This is a genomic window from Dyella japonica, from assembly GCF_040545895.1.
Classification (GTDB): Bacteria; Pseudomonadota; Gammaproteobacteria; order Xanthomonadales; family Rhodanobacteraceae; genus Dyella; species Dyella japonica_D.
The window spans coordinates 1243338-1266440 of sequence record NZ_JBEPMU010000001.1 but is presented as its reverse complement, the minus strand read 5'-3'; the positions used below and the strand labels follow the sequence as shown (position 1 = coordinate 1266440).

General features: G+C 64.1%; 17 protein-coding genes. 11 read left to right on the top strand and 6 right to left on the bottom strand.

The window, feature by feature from the left end; genetic code table 11:
• Positions 1-50: 50 nt before the first annotated feature.
• Genes ABIC75_RS05565 through ABIC75_RS05540 form a run of 6 tightly spaced genes read left to right on the top strand, consistent with a single transcriptional unit; the run spans position 51 to position 7063 of the window.
• Positions 51-779 (top strand): GspH/FimT family protein, encoded by a 729-nt coding sequence (locus ABIC75_RS05565; protein ID WP_354012849.1) that lies wholly within the window; start codon positions 51-53, stop codon positions 777-779.
• Positions 776-1273: a type IV pilus modification protein PilV gene (pilV, locus tag ABIC75_RS05560; RefSeq protein WP_354012848.1), complete on the top strand. Its 498-nt coding sequence runs from the start codon at positions 776-778 to the stop codon at positions 1271-1273. Before ABIC75_RS05565 ends, pilV begins: the two co-directional genes overlap by 4 nt.
• Positions 1270-2256, top strand: a complete 987-nt coding sequence (locus ABIC75_RS05555; protein WP_354012847.1) for a PilW family protein — start codon at positions 1270-1272, stop codon at positions 2254-2256. Before pilV ends, ABIC75_RS05555 begins: the two co-directional genes overlap by 4 nt.
• Before the next feature lies 1 nt (position 2257).
• Positions 2258-2896 (top strand): pilus assembly PilX family protein, encoded by a 639-nt coding sequence (locus ABIC75_RS05550; RefSeq protein ID WP_354012846.1) that lies wholly within the window; start codon positions 2258-2260, stop codon positions 2894-2896.
• A gap of 57 nt (positions 2897-2953) precedes the next feature.
• Complete coding sequence (locus ABIC75_RS05545; RefSeq protein ID WP_354012845.1) at positions 2954-6613, top strand: pilus assembly protein; 3660 nt, start codon at positions 2954-2956, stop codon at positions 6611-6613.
• A 12-nt stretch (positions 6614-6625) separates the two neighbouring features.
• Positions 6626-7063 carry a type IV pilin protein gene (locus tag ABIC75_RS05540; RefSeq protein WP_354012844.1) on the top strand — a complete coding sequence of 146 codons (438 nt, stop codon included), beginning with the start codon at positions 6626-6628 and terminating at the stop codon, positions 7061-7063.
• A gap of 37 nt (positions 7064-7100) precedes the next feature.
• On the opposite strand, the gene recD is transcribed toward ABIC75_RS05540, so the two are convergent.
• Genes recD through recC form a run of 3 tightly spaced genes read right to left on the bottom strand, consistent with a single transcriptional unit; the run spans position 7101 to position 16229 of the window.
• Positions 7101-9095, bottom strand: coding sequence for an exodeoxyribonuclease V subunit alpha (recD, locus tag ABIC75_RS05535; protein WP_354012843.1), 1995 nt, complete (start codon positions 9093-9095; stop codon positions 7101-7103).
• A complete protein-coding gene (gene recB / locus ABIC75_RS05530) occupies positions 9085-12750 on the bottom strand; it encodes an exodeoxyribonuclease V subunit beta (protein ID WP_354012842.1) in 3666 nt (1221 codons plus the stop codon). The genes recD and recB overlap by 11 nt, the downstream gene beginning before the upstream one ends.
• Positions 12747-16229, bottom strand: a complete 3483-nt coding sequence (gene recC, locus ABIC75_RS05525) for an exodeoxyribonuclease V subunit gamma (protein WP_354013073.1) — start codon at positions 16227-16229, stop codon at positions 12747-12749. The genes recB and recC overlap by 4 nt, the downstream gene beginning before the upstream one ends.
• A gap of 206 nt (positions 16230-16435) precedes the next feature.
• On the opposite strand from recC, the gene ABIC75_RS05520 reads away from it, so the two are divergent.
• The 3 genes from ABIC75_RS05520 to ABIC75_RS05510 all read left to right on the top strand — a co-directional run bounded on the left by ABIC75_RS05520 (position 16436) and on the right by ABIC75_RS05510 (position 19474).
• Positions 16436-16885, top strand: a complete 450-nt coding sequence (locus ABIC75_RS05520; protein WP_354012841.1) for a DUF3574 domain-containing protein — start codon at positions 16436-16438, stop codon at positions 16883-16885.
• A 1-nt stretch (position 16886) separates the two neighbouring features.
• Complete coding sequence (locus ABIC75_RS05515; protein WP_354012840.1) at positions 16887-18479, top strand: hypothetical protein; 1593 nt, start codon at positions 16887-16889, stop codon at positions 18477-18479.
• Positions 18480-18724: 245 nt separating this feature from the next.
• The gene (locus ABIC75_RS05510; protein WP_354012839.1) at positions 18725-19474 is read left to right on the top strand and encodes a hypothetical protein; all 750 of its coding nucleotides are present in this window, start codon (positions 18725-18727) and stop codon (positions 19472-19474) included.
• A 36-nt stretch (positions 19475-19510) separates the two neighbouring features.
• Here ABIC75_RS05510 and ABIC75_RS05505 read toward each other — a convergent pair whose 3' ends face one another.
• A complete protein-coding gene (locus ABIC75_RS05505; RefSeq protein WP_354012838.1) occupies positions 19511-19960 on the bottom strand; it encodes a hypothetical protein in 450 nt (149 codons plus the stop codon).
• 338 nt (positions 19961-20298) lie between these two features.
• Here ABIC75_RS05505 and ABIC75_RS05500 point away from each other — a divergent pair, with 338 nt between their 5' ends.
• Positions 20299-20679, top strand: a complete 381-nt coding sequence (locus tag ABIC75_RS05500; RefSeq protein WP_354012837.1) for a VOC family protein — start codon at positions 20299-20301, stop codon at positions 20677-20679.
• A 40-nt stretch (positions 20680-20719) separates the two neighbouring features.
• Here the strand turns inward: ABIC75_RS05500 and ABIC75_RS05495 are convergent, their stop codons facing one another.
• Positions 20720-21628 carry an alpha/beta hydrolase gene (locus ABIC75_RS05495; RefSeq protein WP_354012836.1) on the bottom strand — a complete coding sequence of 303 codons (909 nt, stop codon included), beginning with the start codon at positions 21626-21628 and terminating at the stop codon, positions 20720-20722.
• 148 nt (positions 21629-21776) lie between these two features.
• On the bottom strand, positions 21777-22400 hold the full coding sequence (locus ABIC75_RS05490; protein WP_354012835.1) for a TetR/AcrR family transcriptional regulator: 624 nt from the start codon (positions 22398-22400) through the stop codon (positions 21777-21779).
• 148 nt (positions 22401-22548) lie between these two features.
• Between ABIC75_RS05490 and ABIC75_RS05485 the strand changes: the two genes are divergently transcribed.
• On the top strand, positions 22549-23088 hold the full coding sequence (locus ABIC75_RS05485) for a hypothetical protein (protein ID WP_354012834.1): 540 nt from the start codon (positions 22549-22551) through the stop codon (positions 23086-23088).
• The last annotated feature ends 15 nt before the right edge of the window (positions 23089-23103 follow it).

Genomic DNA, 23103 nt, shown 5'->3' with positions numbered 1-23103 from the left:
AGCTGCTGTCGTATCGCGATGACTCGCCGCTCTTTGATTAATCGAATGATTTGAAAGGATTTGATCGTCATTCGGTCATCTCCTGCGGCCGCCATCAGCAAGTTCTTGCCGTTTATCGGACAGTTCATACCGCTCGTCGTCGTAAGACTTTGCGATACAGCCCGACAGAAATAGCCTGTCCTCGAAGTCAGGGCAGGGGACGGGCAATGTACGTCGAGGCGATGCGGCAACCCGCTTGTGCGGGAGGACGAGGGCGAGGGTTCACGCTGGTCGAGCTGCTGGTGACGCTTGCCGTGCTCGTCGTGCTGATGGCGGTGGCCGTGCCGAGCTTTCGCAGCATCACGCTTTCCAATCGGTTGACCACGAACGCCAACGAGCTGGTCGGTGCGATCCAGACCGCTCGCATGGAAGCCATCAAGCGTAACGCGCGCACGCAGTTCTGCAGCAACTCCGAGACGAGCAACACCACCGACACGCTTGGCGGCGCCTGTGCGTCGGCGGCGGGCGCCGTGGTCGCCTTATCCGGTGCGAACGCCGTGTTGGTGCGCGAAAGCAACCTCAGCCTGTCAGGCAACGTGCAGCTTCATGGTGACGTGACAGCGCTGCGCTTCAGCGCGCAGGGCATTGCGCACGCCACCAGCAGTTCTGCGCCTTACACCGGCACGGTGGCGGATCTTTGTACGACTGCGCTCAGCGGCGATAACCATCGCGTGATCAGGATGGCTGCTGGCTCAGTTCTGCAAACGGACACGGAAACATCAAGCGAATGTTCGCCATGAAGACATTCCACTATCCCATGCGTAGCGCGCATGCGCTCGGTACGTCGCAACGGCAGCGTGGCGTCGGCCTCATCGAAGTGCTGATCGCGGTGCTGCTGTTGTCGGTCGCCTTCCTTGGCATCGCCGCGCTGCAGGCCATGTCGCTTTCGACCAACAACAGTGCGATGGCAAGAAGCATGGCCACCATGGCGAGCTACTCGATCCTCGACGCCATGCGGGCCGATGTGGCCGCGGCCAAGAGTGGCAGCTACAACACCACCACGCCCATCAAGGCCAGCGCGTGCCCTGACAAGGGAACCTCGATGGTGAGTACGCAGCAGTACGACTGGTGCGACATGCTGGGCAAGACGTTGGGTGCGGTCGATACCACCACGGGCAGCATCAACTGCGTGGGAACGGAAGGCGATTGCACCATCACCATCCAGTTCGACGACAGCCGCGCCGGCAAGGGCGGCGAGCGCAACCAGACCGTCGTGACGAGGGCCATGCTATGACGCAGGGGCGCCTTCCTGCCGCGAACGTACGCGGCTTCACTCTGATCGAATTGATGGTGGCGATGCTGCTGGGCCTGGTGGTCATTGCTGGCGTCGGCAGCGTGTTTCTGTCCAATCAGCGCGTGTACCGCACGAACCGCGCGCTCAGCGAGGTGCAGGACAATTCGCGCACCGCCTTCGAAATGCTGGCGCGCGATATCCGCAATGCAGGGCTTACCGCGTGCAGCAACAGCAGCCGCGTGAGTAATGTGCTGAACGCCGGCCCGGTCAATGGTGGCACCACCTGGTGGGCCGACTGGAACAACGCCGTGCGCGGCTATGCGGGCAACGACAGCAACGTGCCAACGGGCACGGGTGAGGGCGATCGCGTCGCCGGTACGCCGTCGGTTCAACTGATCGGTGGCGATGAGGCGAGCTTCAGCGTGGCCACGCACACGCCGTCCACGGCGACCTTCACGCTCAACGAAAGCAACCCGGACTTGAATGCGAAAGGCGTCTACATCGTCTGCGATTTCGATCATGCCGCCATCTTCAAGGCCAGCTCCTTCAACAACGGCGCCAAGACGCTTGGCCATGCCACGACGGGCGGGAACTGCTCCGCGGGGCTGGGCTATCCCACCGTGTGCACCGGCACGGCCAATACGTATACGTTCGGCACGAATTCGCTGATCACGCAGCTCAATGCGAGCGATTGGTACGTCGGCAAGAACCCCGCGGGCGGCACATCGCTCTATCGCCTGGCGCGCAACGGCGACATCTTCGAGCGGCAAGAAATGGTGCGCGGCGTGACGTCCATGGCGCTGGCGTATCACCAGCCGGGTCTCGCCGACCAGTTCGTGGCAGCAGGCGATGTCACGAACTGGACGCTTGTTTCGTCCGTGCGAGTCACCTTGACGATGCAGAGCAGTGACGGAACCGCGGGCGCCGCCCCCATCACGCGCTCCTTCACCACCACCACCACCTTGCGCAATCGGGTGCTGTGACATGAAGCCGACATTACATGCATGTGGCTCGATCAACGCGATGACATCGACAGGGCAACGGCGTTCGAATCGCGTGGCCGTGGCGGGGCCGTCCACGCAACGAGGCGTAGCGTTGGTGGTGGCATTGATCCTGCTGGTGGTGTTGACGCTGGTGGGTTTCGCCGCCATTCGCGGCACGCTCATCCAGCAGAAGATGGCATCCAACCAGTACGACAGGCAGATCGCCTTCCAGAGCGCCGAAGCCGCATTGCGCGCCGCCAGGTTGCGTATCCCGGGTAATCCAGCCGACATCGCACGCAACTGCCGCACCGGTGGAACGGTGTGCCTTTCCAATCCCTTCAACGATGCCAACCTGCCGGCCAACGCCATCCACGAGGTGAGCGAGGGCACGGACGCTGGACAGTTCAGCGCGTCCGCGCTGGCGGCCAGCAAACCGCAGTACGTCATCGAGAACATGGGCAACTGGGCCGATCCCGATTCGGACACCGGCTTCAACCAGAGCGCCAACTCCTACAACTATGGCAATTCCGGCGGCTCGACCACGGCCGTCTATTACCGCATCACGGCGCGCAGCGGCGATCCGGCCCAGGTAGGAGACCGCGCGGTCGTCGTGTTGCAGTCCATCGTCAAGCAGCGCTGATTTCCATAAGGCAGCGCTGGAACACAGCGCGCCATTCACCTCCAGGGGCGAATCGCTATGAACAACCACTTCCGTCTGCGCACGCGTGCGGGTCGTTTCGTGAGCCGACTGGTGTCGGCCAGTTTGACGGTGCTGGCGTTGGGCGTGATCTCCACGCCGTCCATGGCCGACGTGGTCGTCGACCAGCAGCCGCTGATCATCCAGCGCACGCTGCCGCCTAACATCGTGCTGATGTTCGATGACTCGGGCTCCATGGCCAATGACTACATGCCTGACACGCTGAGCGACACCAGCACCGACGGCTTTCGCAATTCGAGCATCAATGGGACGTACTACAACCCCAATACGACCTACAAGGCGCCGCCCAAGGCCGATGGCAAGAGCAGCTACAACACGCCGTCCGACATCGTCTCCGCCTATAAGGACGGCTTTCTCGATACGTCCACGGTGGATGTAACCAGCTTCACCGGCAACAAGGACTATTTCACGAAGCGCACGACGACCGAGACCACGACGTATCCCGCCACGCCCACTTGCCCGAACGGCTACACCTGGAACGGAAGCACTTGCGCGTCCGGCAGGCAAACAAGGGATCCGTCGTCCTGGAACTGCCTTTCGGGCGACGGCAACGCGAACACCAATCACGTGTGCTCGACGAACAAGAAGAACTACTTCACCTATAGCGTGACGGTGAGCGGCGCCAATGCGCAGCGCTATGTCGGCAAGAATGGCGATTGCGCCAAATTGTCGGTGGCTTCTGAAAAAGCAGTGTGCGACGACAGCTCGGCAACGCGCATCAACGTGGCCACGTGGTTCTCGTACTACCGCACGCGCATCCTCATGGCCAAGACCGGCCTGATGAATTCGTTCAGCAACATCGACCCTACGTATCGCGTGGGTTTTGGCTCCATCGACGGCGGCAACGTGTCGGGCCTGGGCGACGGCTATTTCCCGTTCACCACCTCGATCACCAGCAACAACAAGCAGGTCAGTTACTCCTCGGGCCTGGCGAAGGTCAAACCGTTTGGCGATGGCTCCACTGACACCCAGAGGGCGAAGTTCTGGTCCTGGCTGGAAGGCGAGGTGCCCAATGGCGGCACGCCGCTGCAGCAGGCACTGGACTTCGTGGGCCAGTACTACAAGACGGACGATCCGTGGTCGGCGATGAAATCCGATCCCGACTACGACACGGCGGCTTCCCATTCGGAACTGGCCTGCCGGCAGTCATACACCATCCTCACTACCGACGGTTTCTGGAACGGCAACAATCCGGCCACGGCCATCGGCAACGCCGACAACACCAAGGTGACCAATACCGGCCCCAACCAGAAGACGTATACCTATACGCCGGCGGCGCCTTTCAGTGATACCAACTCGCTGACGCTGGCGGACGTGGCGCAGTACTACTGGGTCAACGATCTTCGTCCCGATACACCCAACGAAGTGCCGGTGAACAAGGACGTGGACCCCGCGTTCTGGCAACACATGACCACCTTCACGCTGGGTCTTGGTTTCGTCCCAACGGGCATCACGCCTTCCACGGCAACTGTCGACGATATCTTCAGTTGGTCGCGCAACGGTCCGGCCATCGCCAATTTCAGCTGGCCCAAGCCGGCGGCAGACAGCCAGAACAACATTGCCGACCTTGCGCACGCTGCCGTCAACGGCCGCGGTGGCTTCTATTCCGCGACCACGCCGCAGGCCTTCACCGACGGCCTGAAGGACGCCCTCAAGCGCGCGGAAGAGCGCGTGGGCACCGGCGCCAGCCTGGCCGCCAATTCCACCCAATTGAAGACCGGCACCAAGGCGTACCAGGCGACCTATGTCACGGCGAAGTGGACGGGCGATCTCAAGGCGTTGTCCATCGATGCGAATACCGGCGCCATTGCCACCGCGTCGGACTGGGTGGCGTCCAAGGTGCTGCCGGCCTTCGGCAGCCGCAAGGTGTACACGTATAACGTGGCCGCCACCGGCACCAATCCCACGGTGTTCCAGTTCAACTCGGCCAACCTGAACCTGCTTTCCACCGCGCAGCAGAATGCGCTGGGTTCGACCGCGGCGGAACAGCAGACGGTGATCGATTACCTGCTGGGCGACAATTCCAAGGAGTCGACCCAGAAGGGTGGCACGTTGCGCAGCCGCGACACGGCGTTGGGCGACATCGTGAACTCGCAGCCGGTCTACGTGGGCGAGCCGACCGCGAACCAGTTCGTGGGCAAGACGTTCAAGGGCTCCACGAGCTTCGCCAGCTATGCAACGAGCAAGAGCGGTCGTACCGGTCGCATCCTGGTGGCTGCCAACGACGGCATGCTGCATGCCTTCAATGCCGCCGACGGCAAGGAGGTCTATGCGTACCTGCCTTCATCCGTCATCACCAGCAATCTCAAGAGCCTCGCCAACACCAACTACGGTGGAACAAGCCTTCCTCACCAGTACTTCAACGATGGCGAACTGACCGTAGCGGATGTGTATTTTGGTCCCAGCGGTTCGGAAAGCTGGCATACCGTGGCCGTAGGTACAACCGGGCGAGGCAAGGCCAAGGCGGTATACGCGCTCGATGTCACTGATCCGGCCACCTTCAAATTGCTGTGGGAACGCTCCGCCGCCGATGGCTTGGCCAACAGCGACTATATCGGCCAGATGACGGGCAAGCCGGTGATTGCGCAAACCGCCAACGGCACGTGGTCGGTGTTGATCGGCAACGGCTACAACAGCGCCAACAATACGGCCGCGCTGCTGCAGTTCGGCGTCACCGATGGCACGTTGACGGTGCACGCGGTCAGCGACACTGGTACGGGCAATGGTCTTGCCGCGCCAGCGGTGTGGATCGGCGAGCCCACCAATGGCATCAGCACCCTGGCTTATGCCGGCGACGCGAAAGGTCAGGTATGGAAGTTCGTGCTCAACGATGGCACCGATCCCAAGCCCAGCAGCACCGGATCGTTGGTGTTCAAGGCGGTGGACAAGGACAGCAACGCGCAGCCGATCACGGCGGGCATGCTGATGGGGCGCGATCCGACCACGGGCAACTTGTGGCTCTTCTTCGGCACCGGCAAGTACCTCACCTCGTCGGACCTCGATAGCCGGGCCACGCAAACGTGGTACGGCATCATCGCGCAGTCGCCCAGCAGCGACACCGTGGTGAGCAATCTCTCCAACGGCCGCAGTGCGCTGGTGAAGCGCGAAATCCTAGTGGAGACGGCCGGCGCCGCCGCCACCAAGGACACCCCCGCCGTGTCGCCCGGACGCGCCATTACCGCCACGCCGGCGGTCAGCGATATCGACACCAAATCGGGTTGGTACATGGACCTGATCTCGCCGCTCAACGGTGTCGAAGGCGAACGCATCGTCACGCCCAATATCTTCCAGGGCAGCGTCCTGCTGGGTACCACGCGCATTCCGCAGGCGGTGGATGCATGCAACCCGTCCGGCCGCGGCTGGATCATGGCGGTGAACCCGTTCACTGGTACCGCAGCCACGACGAGCTTCTTCGATCTCAACGGCAACGGCGCGATCAACGATGACGATGCGCTCAAGTCGGGCGGCAAGACCTACACCAACAGCGGCATCGGTTTCAGTTCGCTGCCCAACAACCCGATCTTCGTGGGTGGCGTGATGCTGGTGAGCTTCGACAACGGATCCAACAGCAGCATCAATACCGCGGGAACCCAGGGCTCATTCACCCGCGTGTCCTGGCGCGAACTGATCAACCCCTGAGGCATGCCGATCATGCAAACGACCCGCGTCAACGCCATGCCGAACCGCCATTTCCATCGTGGCTTCTCCCTCATCGAGGTGATGGTGGTGGTGGCCATCATCGCCATCCTCGCGGCCATCGCATGGCCTAACTACACGCGCCATGTCGGTCGTACGCACCGCGTGGCCGCGCAGGCGTGCATGGCCGAATACGCCAACTACATGGAGCGGTACTACACCAGCAACCTGCGTTACGACCAGACGCAGGCTGGCGTGGCCAATGCCGATCCGCATCTGGACTGCCAAACGCAGGTGTCCCGCAACTACACCCTGACGCCTGCGACCACGTCAACGTCGTTCACCGTCACCGCGACGCCGACCACGGTGCAGGCGTCGCGCGACACGCTATGCGGCACGTTGACGCTCAACCAGCGCGGCACGCGCGGGCCGACGACCAGCGGCTGTTGGTAGTGATGGGTTTGAAAGCGGCCGCCATTCGCGGCCGCTTTCATGAGACGTCCGCGTCGCCGGATGACCAGCGCTGGTGCAACCCGGAATGGCGGTGCACGGGCTGCTCCACCGACTGGCGCACGATGGCAGTCGGCGCCAATAGGCTGAACCAGCGACGTGCACGCGTAATGCCGGTGTAGAGAAGCTCACGGGTCAATACGGCGCTCGCGTCGGTCGGCAGTACCAGCGCCGCGTGATCGAACTCCGAGCCCTGCGACTTGTGCACCGTCATGGCGTAAACAGTTTCCCGTTCGCCGAGTCGTGATGGCAAGACGAAGCGGATGCGCGTGGCACTGTCCTCGGCGCCGCCAGCCACTTCGAAGGCAACACGCAGGTGCAGTGCGCCTTGCTCATCGGGTACGCGCAGCACGATGCCCACATCGCCATTCATGAGTCCGAGGCTGTAGTCGTTGCGCGTGACCAGTACAGGGCGGCCTTCGTACCACTCGTGCGTGGTGTCGATAAGCTGGGCCTGGTGAAGAATGCCAGCGATCTGGCGATTGAGGCCCTCCGCCCCGAACGGTCCGTGCCGCAACGCGCACAGCAACTGGAAACTTCCAAACGCGCGCAGGACGCCGCGAGCCCAGTCGTCCCATGCGTGTGCATCGGCGCGTGGCGACGGGCGTTCGCGCTGCAGCCATTGGAGGTAATGACGATAACCCTGCGGCTGCAGGTCGCCGGCGTGGGGCAGGAATCGCGAAGCACCGCCGTCCAGCACCAGGTGGCTTAGCGAGCGCGCATCCGCCGCCGCGTCACTCCACGCGATGTCGGCATGCTGCTCCGAGAGCAATGCATGCACCTGGGCTGCGTGACCTTCGTTCACGCGTTGCGCCAGCGTGCCGATGCCGCTGTCCGCCCCAAAACGATGACTGTGGCGCAGCATCGCGACGTGCTGGTCGAGTGGCCGGGCGTCGCCGCGCACCCACGCGTCGATGCGGTCGCCCGTGGTCTCGCGCAGCCATTGCGCTGTTGCCTCGCTGTAGTGACCGGCCTCGGCGCGTCGACACAGGTCGCCGAGCACGGCGCCGGCTTCCACCGACGACAGCTGGTCCTTGTCGCCGAGCAGGATCAGTCGCGCATCGTCCGGCAGCGCCGCCAATACGGCGGACATCATCTCCAGATCGATCATCGACGCCTCGTCGATCACCAGCACATCCAGATGCAGCGGATGGCTGCTGTCGTGGCGAAAGCGCCGCGTGTCCGGCCGCGCACCAAGCAATCGGTGCAGCGTATCCACCTGGCTGGGAATGCTGGCGCGCACGTCATTATCCACATCGAGCTGGGCAATCTGCGTGCTGATGGACGACTGCAGTCGCGCTGCCGCCTTGCCGGTGGGCGCCGCCAGGCGAATGCGCAGCGACCGCGCCGTTTCCTTGCGATGCAGGGTCTGCAGCAGGCCAAGCAGGCGCACCACCGTGGTGGTCTTGCCTGTGCCTGGGCCGCCCGTGATCACCGTGAAGGCACCACGCGCGGCGAGCGCGCAGGCGACGCGTTGCCAGTCGGGATCTTCGGTGGATGACGTGGAGGGGAACAGGCGCGACAGTTGCGTCGAAAGCAGCGGCGAGACATCGCTCGCGCGTGCCAGCCGCTGTTCGATCGCCTGGGCCACGCGTTGCTCATGATTCCAGTAGCGGCGCAGATAGATGCGGCTGCCGTCCAGCACCAGCGGCGAGGCCGACGAAGATCCTTCGTCCGACGATGCCATCAAGGCCGACGACAGCAGCGACGACGAAGTGGCCGACGCATCGGCGAGCATGCTGCGCCAGCTTGCAGGCCAGCCGGCATCGTCGGCCAACGCTTCCCATGCGGACAGGTCCAGACACAAATGGCCATCCGCCTGCTGCCGACTCACCAGCGCGCCGAGCAAGGGAAGTGCGGGCGACGCCGTGGGTTCCTGCGCTTCGAGGAATCGTGCAAAGGCCACGTCCAACGGTCGCAGCCACCCGCGTTCGATGGCCAGTTCCGCGGACACGAGGGGGAGGTCATGCGACACGGGCGTGCTCCCCGGTGGCGAACAGGCGATCCATCGCGTCGATCAATGCCTTGGGCAACCGCTCGACATGGACGCCGTGGCCGACGCCATCCACGCCACGCAAATACAGATAGGCCACGCCACCCATGTGTCGCTCGTAATCGTAGCCGGGCAGCCGCGCGCGCAGCTGTCGATGCAGGGCCAGCGTATACAGCGCGTACTGCAGGTCGTAGCGCTCGCGCAGGATCGAATCGCGCATCGCGTCGGCAGTGTACGCACTCGCATCGCTGCCCAGCTTGTTGGACTTGTAGTCAATCACGTAATAGCGACCCTGCCGTTCCACCACCAGGTCGATGAAGCCCTTGAGCAGACCATGGATGCGTTCGGCGAGCAGCGCCACGCGAGGGCGCGCTTGCAGGGTATGCGCCGTGACGAGGCGATCCAGCGCCAGCGTGTCGACGTGTTGCGCCTCGAACCAGAATTCCAGTTCGGCGTAGTGGCTGGTCATCTGCGATAGTGTCGCGCTGCTGCCATCGGGCAGCGCCAGCGGCGTGCGCAGAAAATCCGCGATCCATGCTGTGAGCATAGGGATATGGGCTTGCCAGCCGCGACGCTGGCAGCGGCGCGCAATCTCCTTCTCCAAGGCCTGCGTGTTATCCGCCGCTGTGGCGAAGCCTTCATCCGCGGCCCATTCCAGCAGGTCATGCAGGAAGGTGCCCGCTTCCGCGCCGGCATGGAATGCATGGATGCCATGTGCGATGGAGGTCGGCGAATCGGACGGCTCGGGTTGCTCGACGCTGGCTTCGATCAGCGTGTCCTGCGTGGCTGTTTCCGGCGCGGGCACGCGTGTCTCTTCGGCTTCGGCATATTTCAGGCCGCTGTAACTGGATACGCGCCAGCGCTCGGCGGCAGGCCCTTGATAGACGCGCGCTTCCCACAGCGGCGCAACGTCGTCCTGCGTGGAAGGCAAGGGATGCACGCTGGGCGAGGCAAGCGGGCGGATCACCATGTTGGACTCGCCGTCACGCAATGCCTGGAGGCGCGGCATGAGATCGGCAGGCTCGATCCTTGCACCTCCCGACAACACATAGCCGAATGCGGATTTGTGCAGCGTCGAGGCCTTGCCCGTGCCGGAGCGCGTACAGGCCACGCCCATCCAGCAGGCATATTGGGCACGCGTGAGCGCGACATACAGAAGGCGCAGGTCTTCCTGCAGACGTTCTCGATCGGCCTGTGCGAGCGCGGCTTCACTGGCGCGAAGGTCCATGCGCAATTCGCCGTCCTCGTCGTGCCAGGTAAAGCTGTCGTCCGCTTTCAGCTCGCGCGCCGAACAGATGAAAGGGAGCAGCACCAGCGGATATTCAAGACCTTTCGATTTATGGATGGTCACCACCTTGATCAGTGCTGCTTCGCTTTCAAGGCGCACGATCTGCTCGTCGGCAGTATCGGCCTGCGGATCATGCGCGGTGGCAATTTGCGAGGCGAGATAACGGATCAGCGCGTGTTCGCCATCCAGCGTGGCGGCCGCGTGCTGCAGCAGTTCCGCCAGATGCAGCAGATTGGTCAGCGCACGCTCGCCATCGGCATGGACGAGCAGGCGCGACGGCAGGTCGAAGGCATGCAGCAGGTCGTGCAGCATCGCGAGGACGCCATGCCGCTGCCAGGTGAGATGCAACTGGCGGAAGCGGTCGCCGCAGGCTTCCCAGTGATGCTCGTCCAGGTTCAGGCGGTCGAGTTCCTCGTCGCTTTGTCCCAGCGTTGGCGTCGCGAGCGCGGCACGCATGGCACGGTCGGAGCCGGGCTCCGCGCACGCGCGCAACCAGCGCAGCAAGTCGGTGGCTTCCGGCGAGGCATACACGGAATCGCGGTCGGAGAGATAGACGCTCTTGAGCCCGCGGCGTTGCATCTCCTCGCGTACCTTGGCCGCCTCGGAACCACGGCGAACGAGAATGGCGATATCGCCGGGGCGCAGCGGGCGCAGTGCGCCATCCGCGCCGCGAAAACCGCAGCGCCCTTCCTGCGCGGCCGCAAGCAGTTCCACCAGGTAGCTCGCCGCATGGCGTGCCATCAGATCGGTATAGGCCGAGCTGCTGATGGCGTCGTCGCTCGGCTGCACGGCCAATTGCATGGATGGCAGCGGTTGATCGTCCAGCACGAGCTGATCGCTGCGGCCGCGCGCATCCACTGGGAAAAAGGGCAGGGCATCGCGGCCGCGGCCGAAGGCAAAGGCGCCATCCGCGTGCGTGTCCGCAAACTCGAATACGCGGTTGACCGACGCCACCAGCGGTTGAGTGGAACGGTAGTTGGTGCCGAGCGTCCACATCGGCTGCTGGGCGCTGGTGCGCGCGCGCAGATAGGTATGGATGTCCGCGCCGCGAAAACCGTAGATCGCCTGCTTGGGATCGCCGATCAACAACAGGCCGGTTGCATCGCGACGCGCGTACACGCGATGGAAGATGCGCCACTGCAAGGGATCGGTGTCCTGGAACTCATCGATCAGCGCCATCGGATATTGCGCGGCGATGGTATCGGCGAGACGCTTGCCGGTATGGCCATGCAAGGCACCGTCGAGACGCTTGAGCATGTCGTCGAAGCCGAGTTGTGAGCGGCGCTGCTTGGTTTCCTCCAGTTTGGCCGCCACCCAGCCCGTGGCGTGCGCCAGCACGGGCGCGCGCCACGGCGCGACCAGGCCTTGCGCTTCCACGCAGGCTTCGACTGCACTGAAGGCCGCGTGCTGCAACGCGTCGGCGTTCTTGTTCCTGGCGGCGGCCAGTGCTGACTGCGTGTAGCGGGGCAAGGTAGCCGATGCATCCGCGCCATCGTTCGCCCATGCGCGAAGCACGGCGAGTTCATCGATCACCTTCTCGCGGCGCATCTTGTTGCCATTCAGTGCACCGGCATCGAGTGCGCGGACGAACATGGCTTCGATGGCGTCGACATCCTCGCGCCAGCGCTGCCGTGCCTGCGTTTCGGCGGCGGTGACGTTATTCACGTGATGCCGGAACTGATCCAGCACGCGCGAGGGATCGGGCAGCGGCTTGCCGTCCAGTCGCAGGCTCTCGGGCGGTTGGCGCAGCAGCGGGCGCAGGTCGGCCTGCAGGTCGGCGGGCGCTTTCCACCAGCGTGACACCAGGGCTGCTCCTTCCCGGTCCAGCGGGAAGAAATGGCAGCGCCAGTAGTCGCGCACGATGTCCGCAAGCAGCGCGCTTTCATCCGTATCCGTGTCCTGCACGAATGGATGTCCGCTGTCGAACGCGTGCTGGCTCAGCATGCGCTGGCACCACGCGTGGATCGTGTGGATCGCCGATTCATCCATCCATTGCGCGGCCAGATCGAGCTGCCGCGCCGCACGTGCGCGGGTATCGTCGTCGGGATAGAGGGCGATCAGGTCGCGCAGGAAATCGTCCGGCGCACGACGGCCGCGAAAGGCATCGGCGGCTTCGCTCAGTCGCTCGCGAATGCGTTCGCGCAACTCGGCCGTGGCCGCCTTGGTGAAGGTGAGCACGAGTATCTGCGAAGGCAGCAACGTCTTGCCGCCTGGCGTGCCATGGCCGAGTACCAGGCGCAGGTAAAGCGCGGCGATGGTCCAGGTCTTGCCGGTGCCGGCGCTGGCTTCGATCAATTGGATGCCATGCAGCGGGAGCTGCAAGGGCTGGAGCGGTGCGGTCGTGCTCATGCTTCCGCTCCATCGGAGATCGCCGCGATCATCGGCTGGTAAAGCGCCAGCCAGTGATGAAAACCGCCGGCTTCCAGCGCTTCGAAACGCGGCCACGCGCGAGCGAGATAGGCGTCTTCCTGCACCTCGCCCATGCCGCCAAAGCCACTGCCTTCATAGGCAAGCTGCGACTGCTTGCGCGCCTTTTCGGGATCGTCGATGTGCTGCAGCCAGGCGAACGCCGTCTTGCGGGCGATCGGCAACGGCATGCGCATGCCTTCACACAAAGAGGAGAGCAGGGCGTTGAGGCACATGGTGGCGTCTTCGGTACTCAAGGGATGCAATACCAACGTGGTGTCCACGCCGATGATGCGCGTCTGCATGCGCAGGCCCAGGGCATGCGCCACCACGTGGATAACCCACGCGCTGGTCGCCTTGTCGTAGCGGATATCGCTTTTCTGCTTCAACTTGCCGGTGGCGAGTTCAAGCCGCACCAAGGGCGTGTCGTCACCCTGTCGCAGATCGGTGAGCCAGTCTTCGAGTCGCACGCCGTGCGCTTCGTGCAGCACTTCCGTCTTTTCCGCGGCCAGCGGCCAGCGTGCGCAGGCGGCCAGCCAGCGCGCAGCGAGATCGCCGCCTTCGCGAGCGAGCGCATCGCGTGCCAGTTCACCGAAGCCTCCCGGTGGCAGGGCGCCCTGATCGGCGAGTTGTCGCGTGGCGACGTCGACGGCGGCTCGTGCATCCGCAGCGGCCACCGCCGCGCGCAGCACGCCCGTGGTGGCGATATGCCGCTCGAGTGCATTGAGGCCGAACGGCTCGTCGTCCATGGTTTCTTCGTCCAGTTCGCCGAAGTGCACCTTCAGGCGGTGATTGAAGAAATGGCGAACGGGGCGCGCAAGAAAACTTTGCAATAGACCGATGCTTGCGGCGGCATCGGGTTGCCAGGGTGTCAGCGGCGTATGGGCGGACGCGTCGTCGTGCCCGCGATGCGCCTGGCGCCATTCGCGCGCATAGGTGAACAGCCGGGCGTCCGCATCCGCGCTGAAGTAGCGACGGCTGAAAGGCTGCAGCGGATGCACCGTGGTCATGGCATCGAGCAATTGTTCGCCAGCGTGGATATCGTTGGCATCGTCACCCTGGCGTAGCCAGCCTGCCGCCACATAGTCGCGCAGCTGGCCCACCAGCACCGAAGGCGGCAGCACGCTGTTGTCGCGCACGTTGCGGCCCACCCAGCTGACATAGAGCGTGTCGCGCGCCGAGGCCAGGGCTTCGAGGAACAGGTAGCGGTCGTCCTCGCGGCGTGAGCGGTCACCGGGACGTGCGTGGCCTGGCTGCGCCATGAGGTCGAAATCGGCGGGCGCCTGTCGGCGCGGATAGTCGCCATCGTTCATGCCAAGCAGGCACACCACGCGGAACGGGATGGCGCGCATCGGCATGAGCGTGCCGAAACTAACCGCGCCGCCCATGAAGCGTTGCGACAGGCGGCTTTCGTCCATCGCTGTCAGCCAGTGTTCGCGCACGATATTGAGCGGCAACGGCGAGGTGAAATCCGCTTCCGCGCACGCCTGCTGCCATTCGTCCAGCGCATCGTTCAAGCGGGTGAGGCGATCGCTGTCCGACGGATCGTCCGCATCGAAGAAATCGATCAGGAGCTGCTGCAGACGTTCGTGCCATGCGTTCGGCGTGGCAGGCTCGCGCATGCGTGTCCACCATTGTTCCAGCCGATCGAGCAGCAGGATGAGTGGCCCGATCAACGCGGCATCGAGTCCGCCGACTTCGCCATATGGTGCGATGCCGTGCCAGGTCTCGCCATCGCCCACGGCGTAGCCGAGCAGCATGCGGCGCAAGCCGAAGCGCCAGGTGTTCTGTTCGATGCCGGGCAGTTCAAGGCTCTGCTTCTGCTCGCGGTCGAGTCCCCAGCGGATGCCTGCGCCTTCGATCCAGCGGCGTAGCGTGGGCAGGCCGTTGTCGTCGATGTCGAAGCGTGCGCGCAAAGCGGGCACGTCGAGCAGGTCCAGCAGATCGCTCACGGCAAAGCGCGATTCGGGCAGCGACAGCAGATGTTCCAGCGCCACCATCAGTGGCACGGCGCCACGCGAGGGCTGGTCCGCGACGGAAAAGGGCAGGTGGCGCGGGTCGTCCGGCGGCAAACGACCGAACACGGCCTGCACGTGCGGTGCATAGGTCTGGATATCCGGCACCATCACGATGACGTCGCGCGGTGAGAGCGGCTCGCCTCGTTGCGCGGCGTTTTCGAACATGGCCAGCAACTGGTCGTGCAGCACTTCCACTTCGCGCTGCGGATTGTGTGCCACGTGGAAACGCAGCGAGCCGTCGTTGTCTCGCCACGGTTTGCGTTGTGATGGATCGGCAGGCAGCGGTTCGAGATCGAGGATGGCCTGCTGCATCTGTCGCAGCAGCGTGCTGGCGTCGGTATCGGCGAACAGGTCGATGCTGCGGTTCCACGCGGCGAACTGGTTGCGATAGCCCTCGGGTTTGTCGAAGGCATCGAGCAGGCGAATGTAGTCGCGGCCTTGTCGTCCCCAGGCGGCCAGCAGGGGATTGGCATGCAGGTGCAGGTCTTCGTAGCGAGGTTCGTCCGGCAGGCCTGGCTTCAGCCCATGTCGACGCTGGCTAGCCTTGAGCAGCTCGCGATCCTCGATGATGTCGGCCCAGTAGTGCCGGCAAGGATTGGCCACCAGCAGCATGACCTGGCTGAAGCGCGATAGTGCGGTGAGCGCTTCCAGCGTCTGCTGCGGCAACGAGGAGATGCCGAACACCACGATGCGGCGGGGCAATGTCGCGGGCCGTGTGGTGAGGCTGGCGATGCGATCGAGGAACGCCTGGTGCACGGCGGCGCGATGGTTGTGGCACTCCTCGCCCACGTCGTGCAGCAGGAGTTGCCAGAGTCGCGCCTGCCAGCGCTGGTCGGCGGGCAATGCGGTGTGCGTGCCACGCAGGTCGTCACGAAGTTCGTAGCGCTCGTGTTCCCAGTCGGTCAGCCAGTCCGCGCGATAGACCTGGTACTGGTCGAACAGGTCGGCCACGCGCTCGGCCAACTGGAAGCGCTTGCGCTCGTCCGGGTCGTCGCGAAGAAAGTCGCGCAGCGGCGCGAAATCGGCCTCGTGCAGATGCGCCGGCAACAGGCGCAACAGGCGCCAACTCAGGCGCGATTTGTCGAACGGCGAGGTGGTGGGCACCGCCTCGCGACCCAGCACGCTGCGATAGGCCGCCCACAGGAAACGGCCGGGCAACTGCACGTCGATGGCGGCGCTGATGCCCAGGCCGCCTTCGCCGGCCGGCCGCGCCAGCGCCCATTTCAGCCATTGCGCGATGCCGTTGCTCTGCACCAGCATCAGCTCGTCTTCCAGGGGGCGCAGCGGCGCGCGGGCCAGCCACGCGGTCAGCAGGTCGCGCAGGTCTTCCATGCGATTGCCATGAATGACCATCAGGCCCGGCTGGATCGGGCCTTCCAGTGGCAGATCGAGGGTGTGGCTCACGTCAGGCAAAAGGGCGATTCGCTCATGGGCACATTCTCGCCGAGCGGGCGGGAGATGTCCCCTATCATCGCGCGGGCCTGTCGCAGATGGCGAGAACATGGCGCTGCCGGCAAATGGTTTGTTGCGTCGCGCAAGACTTGGTGTCCATACTCCCGGGGTCACGGCCATCCGCGCATATGGACGGCCAAATGTCGAAGGAAGCCTGCATGCCCCATGTACGAGTGCCCGCCGCTGCGCTGTTGCTGGCCTTGCTGGCCGGTTGCGCGAGCACGGGCAGTGCGCCGACGTCGGTGCTTCCGGGCGACGCGGCACATCCGGCGCGTGCCTCGGGCTGGGTAGAGACGCGGCTGTATTTCGGGCTCGGGCCGGCGGACGACACTTCGCGTGGCGTCAACGAGCAGGCATGGCGGCAATTCCTGGATGCGGAAGTGACCCCGCGTTTTCCTGAAGGCCTCAGCGTGCTCGATGTCTACGGTCAATGGCAGGGCAAGGGGCAGGGCACGCCCGAGCGCCTGCGTTCGAAGATGCTGGTGATCGATTATCCGGATTCGCCTTCCAACCGCGACAAGATCGAAGCCATCCGCGCCGCCTGGAAACAGCGCACGGGTGATCAGTCGGTCATGCGCGTGACCCAACCTGCTGAGGTGTCGTTCTGAAATGAGTGTGACGGTGCGCGAACGCTGGATCTCGCCGGGCGACCTCAATGGTTTCCTTGGGCTGGTGGTGGACAACCTGTCGGTGATGGCGTTTCTCGCCACGGCGCTGATCGGCATCTTCGGTTTTCCCGCTGACATCGTGTTCCTGCGCATGTTTCCCGGCACGACGTTTGGCGTGCTGCTGGGCAATCTGGCGTATACCGCGATGGCGCGGCGACTGGCGCGACAGACGGGGCGCACGGACGTCACCGCCATGCCCCTGGGCCTGGATGCGCCCACCAGCATCGGCATGGCGCTGCTGGTGCTCGGTCCTGCGTTCCTGCAGTTCAAGCAGGCGGGCCTGGATCCGCAGGCGGCCGGGTTGGCCACGTGGCGGCTGGGCATGGCGTCGCTGGTGATCATGGGCGTGCTGAAGTTCGTGCTGTCGTCCTTTGGCGGCATGGTGCAGCGGCACGTGCCGCGCGCGGGCCTGCTGGGTTCCATCGCCGGCATTGCGCTGGTGCTGATGGGTTTTCTGCCGCTGGTGGAAATCCTCAAGCAGCCGCTGGTGGGTTTTGCGGGATTGGGCGTGGTGCTTTATGCGCTGGTGGCGCGCGCACGCATGCCGTGGAACTTGCCGGGCGTGCTGGTCGCGTTCGTGGTGGGTGCCTTGCTCTATTACGTGCTTGGCCCATTGGGCTGGCTCGGCGGTGGCTATCAACCGCCGGCGGCATGGCAGTGGCGTTTTGCGATGCCGCTGCCGACGTTGCAGTGGATCGATGGCCTCGGTGCAGCCGTGCCCTATCTGCCGCTGATCCTGCCGTTTGGCCTGTTGATGGTGGTGGGCGGCATCAACGTCACCGAAAGCGCGCGCGCTGCCGGCGATGAGTACCGCACGCGCGACATCCTGCTGGTGGAGGCGCTGGCCACGCTGGTGGCGGGCTTTTGCGGCGGCGTGGCGCAGACCACGCCCTACATCGGGCAGCCTTCGTACAAGGCGATGGGTGCAGGCACTGGCTACACCTTGCTCACGGGCCTGTTCATCGGGCTGGGCGGCGTGTTCGGTTACCTCTCCAACTTGGTCGAGCTGATTCCGCTCTCGGTGCTCGCGCCGATCCTGGTGTTCGTGGCCATCGGCATCACCGTGCAGGCGTTCGAGGCGACGCCGATGCGCTACGCACCTGCGGTGGTCTTTAGCTTCTTTCCCGCCATTGCGCGCATGGTGACGATCAAGCTCAGCGACCCCACCTACGTGGCGCCCGATCATTTCGCCGCGCTGTATGCGGACCGCGTCCATGGTTTCTCGGAGCTCGCCATCATCACGGTGCTTGGCAACGGCTTCATCATCACCTCGATGGTGTGGGCCAGCTTTGTGGTGGCCTTGATCGACGGCAAGGCCTTGCGCGCGGCGCTGATCCTGCTTGTTGGTGCCGGGTTGAGCGTGTTCGGGGTGATCCACTCTGCGGAGTTGAGCGGCGGCATCTATCTGCCTTGGCAACTCGACGCGGCCTCGCGCGAGCTGGTGTGGCAATTCGCCGGTGCGTACGCGGCGCTTGCTGTGGTGCTGGTGGCACTTTCAGTGAGTGCTTCGTCACGCCAGGCCGATGCCGTGTGACGCGGCACGCGAATTTGCGATTGGACGCAAGGAAGCCATTGCCTGCCACGGACACAATCCGCGCGCCTCGTCGTGATGGTGCGCGGATGTGTGCCTAGGAACTCGTATCTGACATCACGCGACGAGGCGCCGTTGCCTGCAACTTCATGCGGCGCAAAAACGTGCTTCGCCTTGCGCTGCGCTACGCGTGCTCCACGACGTTAGGATAAGCCGCCGATCGGCGCCGCGTATCCACCGTAAAGGGCATGACCATGCAGGGACGGCAGAACAAGAGTTGGACGGTTCTACTGGCGCTGGCGATGATGGGCTTGGCGCTGCAGGTGAATGCGCAGACAGGCGCCGCCGATTCCGCTACGCCGCCCACCGACGCCGACCTCGCCAATACGCGTTGCGTTTCCGGCGAAGAGAAGTTCCTTCCCGGCGATTATTTCTACTGCCTCGGTTCGCAGAACTACGGCCTGGGACACTACGAGACGTCGCAGCGCTTCTTCACGACGGCTGCCAGTTGGGCAAGCAAGCCTGCGCAATACGTGCTGGGCGTGATGGCGCTCCATGGCGATCACCAGCCGGTGAATCGCCCACTGGGGCTGGCGTGGTTGACGTTGGCTTCCGAGCGCGCGAACTCCAATTTCCAGCAGGCGCGTGATGTGGCATGGAAGAACGCCACCGATGCGGAGCGCAAGGCTGCCGAACAGGAGTTGGCCAGGCTGCGTCCGGTGTATGCCGATGCCACGGCGGGGCCGCGCGCCGAACGCCGTTATGCCGACGGCATGGCCATGCTCAATCGCTTGACCAATCAAGGCGCCAAGTACTGCATGGCCGGCATGAACGATCCGTCCAGGCCCACGGCCGATCCCACCAGCTGTCCGCCGGTGCAGATGGTGATGAAGATGGTGGATACCGCGGCCGTCAATGTCTTCGACGGCTGGTCCGGTCACGTCACCGTGGGACCGCTGCAGCAGGCTGCACCGCCGGAAGCCTCCGGCAAGCAGTAGGTTCGACGTGATGCAAAGAAGGCGTGGGCGCGCGTCTTACGTGCGCGCGTCCATCACCCAGGCGTTGGTCAGGCTGGTGATGTCGGCCAGATTCATCGAATGCTCCGCGCGTTCCAGCGCGCTGCAGGCGGATTCCGCGGCGTAGCGCATCAGGTACGCCAGGTGCGCGCGGTATTGCGAGCCGATGCCGTGCGCGCGAATCATGCCGGCCGCTTCGGCCAGGCATTCCAGATCGCTGTAGGCGCGGTCCAGGTCGGTGCTGCTGGAGCACTGCACGAAGGCGGATGCACCATCGGGGTCGCGCGAACGAAGGCTCACCACGTCTTCCACCAGGCGCGCGGCCTGGCGTGCCGCGAACACCAGCACGTCGGCGGCAGCGTGCGACAGCTCGCTGTCGGACACGGCGCGGTCGGTCAGCTCCACGAGGCTGCGAGTGACAACAAGCAGTTGGGCCACGGGACGGCCCGCGGCATCGCTATGAGTCATGGTTCCGGCTCCCCCTTCCGGAGTGGTGATCACGACATTGTCCACGGTGTCGTGACATTTGTGTACACAAGCCGGCTAGGAATTTGTGACCCCTTGCGCAGCCGGGGCAGCGATTTGACCCCGGGCGAAGGCCGCTGTCGTATCAGGCTCGTGCGCTATGCCACTGAAAGCATTAGAGCTTATATAGTCGGCTCGATCGGGGCCGGTGCGAGCTGAGCGGGCAACGATGTATCAACGACGGTTGGATATACCCCGTTTGGAATATCCGGCGCACGGCAGGCCTCGACGGCGGCCATCTAGGTGGCTACTTCCTGCGATCTGGTTTGGAAGAGGACGCGATGCACTATTCCCGACTCTGCGCACTGCTCATCGACTGCCATACGACCGACGTGGACGAGGCTGCCCGTTTCTGGGGCCAGGCCCTGGGGCGACCGGTGGACAACGATCATCCGGGCACCCGTGGGAATTACCGCATGCTGGAGACACCGCCGGACGAGCCCATCGTTCAAATCCAGCGCGTGACGCATGAGAGCCGCGTGCACCTCGACATCGAGACCGACGACATTCCCGCCGAGGTGGCGCGCCTGGAAAAACTTGGTGCTCATGTGGTGGAGCGCCTTGAACGCTGGGTGGTGATGCAGGCGCCCACGGGGCAACGCTTCTGCGTGGTGCGGGTTCAGCGTCCGGGATTTCCCAGGAATGCGCAGCGCTGGGAATGAATCGCGGGATCGGCCTGCATCCCGCACCACCGTGCATCGCTTAGTTCGGCACCATGCCAATGGTCTGCAGCCATGTGTCGACCAGATGGGGCCACTCGGAAATCGGCAGCGGCGTTTTTCGCAGCCCAAACGCATGCCCGCCGTGCGCGTACAGGTGCATCTCCACCGGCACGTCGGCGTTTTTCAGCGCCGTGTAGTAGACCAGCGACTGATTCACGCCATCGACATGATCGTCCTCGGCCTGCAACAGGAAGGTGGGCGGCGTGTCATGCGACACGGTGACGTTCTTGTTCAACGCATCGTTGTCGGTCGTGAGGTGGCCCGGATAAATAGCCACCGCAAAATCCGGACGGCTGCTTTCCTTGTCGACCGCATCCACCGGTGCATAAAGATTCTTCCTGAAGCGCGTACTCGCTTCGGCCACCAGATAGCCGCCCGCTGAAAAACCGAGCACGCCAACCTTGTGCGGATCGATGTGCCATTCAGCGGCACGGGAACGCACCAGTCGCAACGTTCGTTGCGTGTCTTCCAGCGATGGCACCGATGTGGTCAGGTTGTGCGGACGGCAATCGCACTGCCAGACATAAGGCACGCTGGGCACGCGATATTTCAGCAAGACGCAGGTGATGCCTCGGGAGGTGAGCCAATCGCAAACCTCGGTGCCTTCGAGATCGATGGCCAGTATCTGGAAACCGCCTCCGGGAATCACCACGACCGCGGCACCCGTATTCGTCCCCTTGGGCTCATACACCGTCATCGTCGGGACGGTGACATTGGTGATGGCTCCCTTCGTGAGGGTCTCCGGCCCGGGCACCGGCTGCACATCAGGCGCCGCGCCAGGCCAGATGGGTATCTGCGTATGGCCGGCGGTCGGCTGCCATACCGGGGCGTCTGCGTAGGCACTTGCACCTGCCATCAGCAGACACGCTGCCATCATCCATCGCTTCATCACGCTTCGTCCTTTGGGCGCTTGGCCACGGTTGCAGGAGGCCGGAAGGGTCTCCAACCACTTCATGCTGCGCACCACATCGGGCGTGCGGCGGCTGTTCCTGTGGATTTTTCCGGGCAACGCCGTGGCGCGTTTGCAGGGTGCGAGCTTACGGTTGGGCGTAGAGCTGAAGAAAGTCTTCGGCGGCGCGTTTCGCGCGTCGGTTGATTTCCGCATCGCTCGGCGCGTCGCGCAGGCGAAGCAACAGGCTCAGCATCAGGTCGTCCCAGAGCAGGGCGAGGAAACGGACGTCCAAATCACGTGGCGCGCGTCGAGCGATCAATCCATCCGATCGCGCCTGTTCCACCAGTTGGGCGACCGCATCGCGTACCGACTGTCGCGCGGTTTCGAGCGTCGCCGCTACTTCGGGTGCACGTTGAGCTTCCGCGATGGCGAGTCGAAAGACGGCGATAACTCCGGGTCGGCTGACTTCGCGCAAGACGGTGGCGCCGAGTTTGGCGAGCAGGGCCGCCAGCTCGTCGCGATGGCGCGGCAGCGGCAGCGGGGCAGGCAGGTGCATGCGCTGGGCCCGGTCGGCGATGCAGGCTGCGAGCATCGCCTGCTTGGTGCCGAAGAACGCATACAACTCGCGCTTGGAAACCTGTGCCCGCGTGGCGATCTTCAGCGTGCTCGCTTCGGCGTAGCCCAGCTCCATGAAGGTGTCCATGGCCGCGTGCAGGATGCGCTCGCGCACGGGTAGTGAGGCGGAAGCCGGGTCTGACTGCTCTTTCACAATTCGCCTCTTGCATTGGTACCAGTTGGTACCGTAGCATGATTTCGCTGGTACCAATCGGTACCGCGCGATCGAGGCGCAAGGAGGCTTCACCGTCATCGCTTACGGCGATGCGCACGGCTGCGGCCATCTGCCGGAGGAGATTCCCATGTCACCGTCAACTATCTTCACCCTGCAACTCGTCCTGGGTTACGTGGCCTGGCTGCTTTGCTTTCGCGCGTACATCTGGCCGTGGTTGCGATCGATCCCACGCATCGATGCCCATCGTGCCATCGCCACTTTGCACAGCTTCCGCTTCTTCGGGTTGGTCTTTGCGGTTCCTGGCGTTGTCGGGCTGCATCTTCCAGGCAGTTTCGCTTCGTTCGCGGCATATGCCGATCTGGCCACCGGCGCACTCGCCATGCTCGCGCTCTTCACCGCGAGAATCCGGCCAGTTTTCTGGAGCCTGGTGGTCGCCTTCAATGCCGTGGGCATGGCCGACTTGCTGCTCGATTACTTTCACGCCATTCGGGCCGGTCTTCCCACCATGGCCGGCGAACTGGGAGCCGCTTATGCGATTCCGATCATCTATGTGCCGCTGCTGATGATCACGCACGTCACTGCGTTCTACCTGATGATGCGGTCTGCGGCGAACCCTACGCGCGCCGAAACACGTGCGCCAATGCAGACGGCGGATCAAATGCACTGAGGTCGCTTGCCGCCA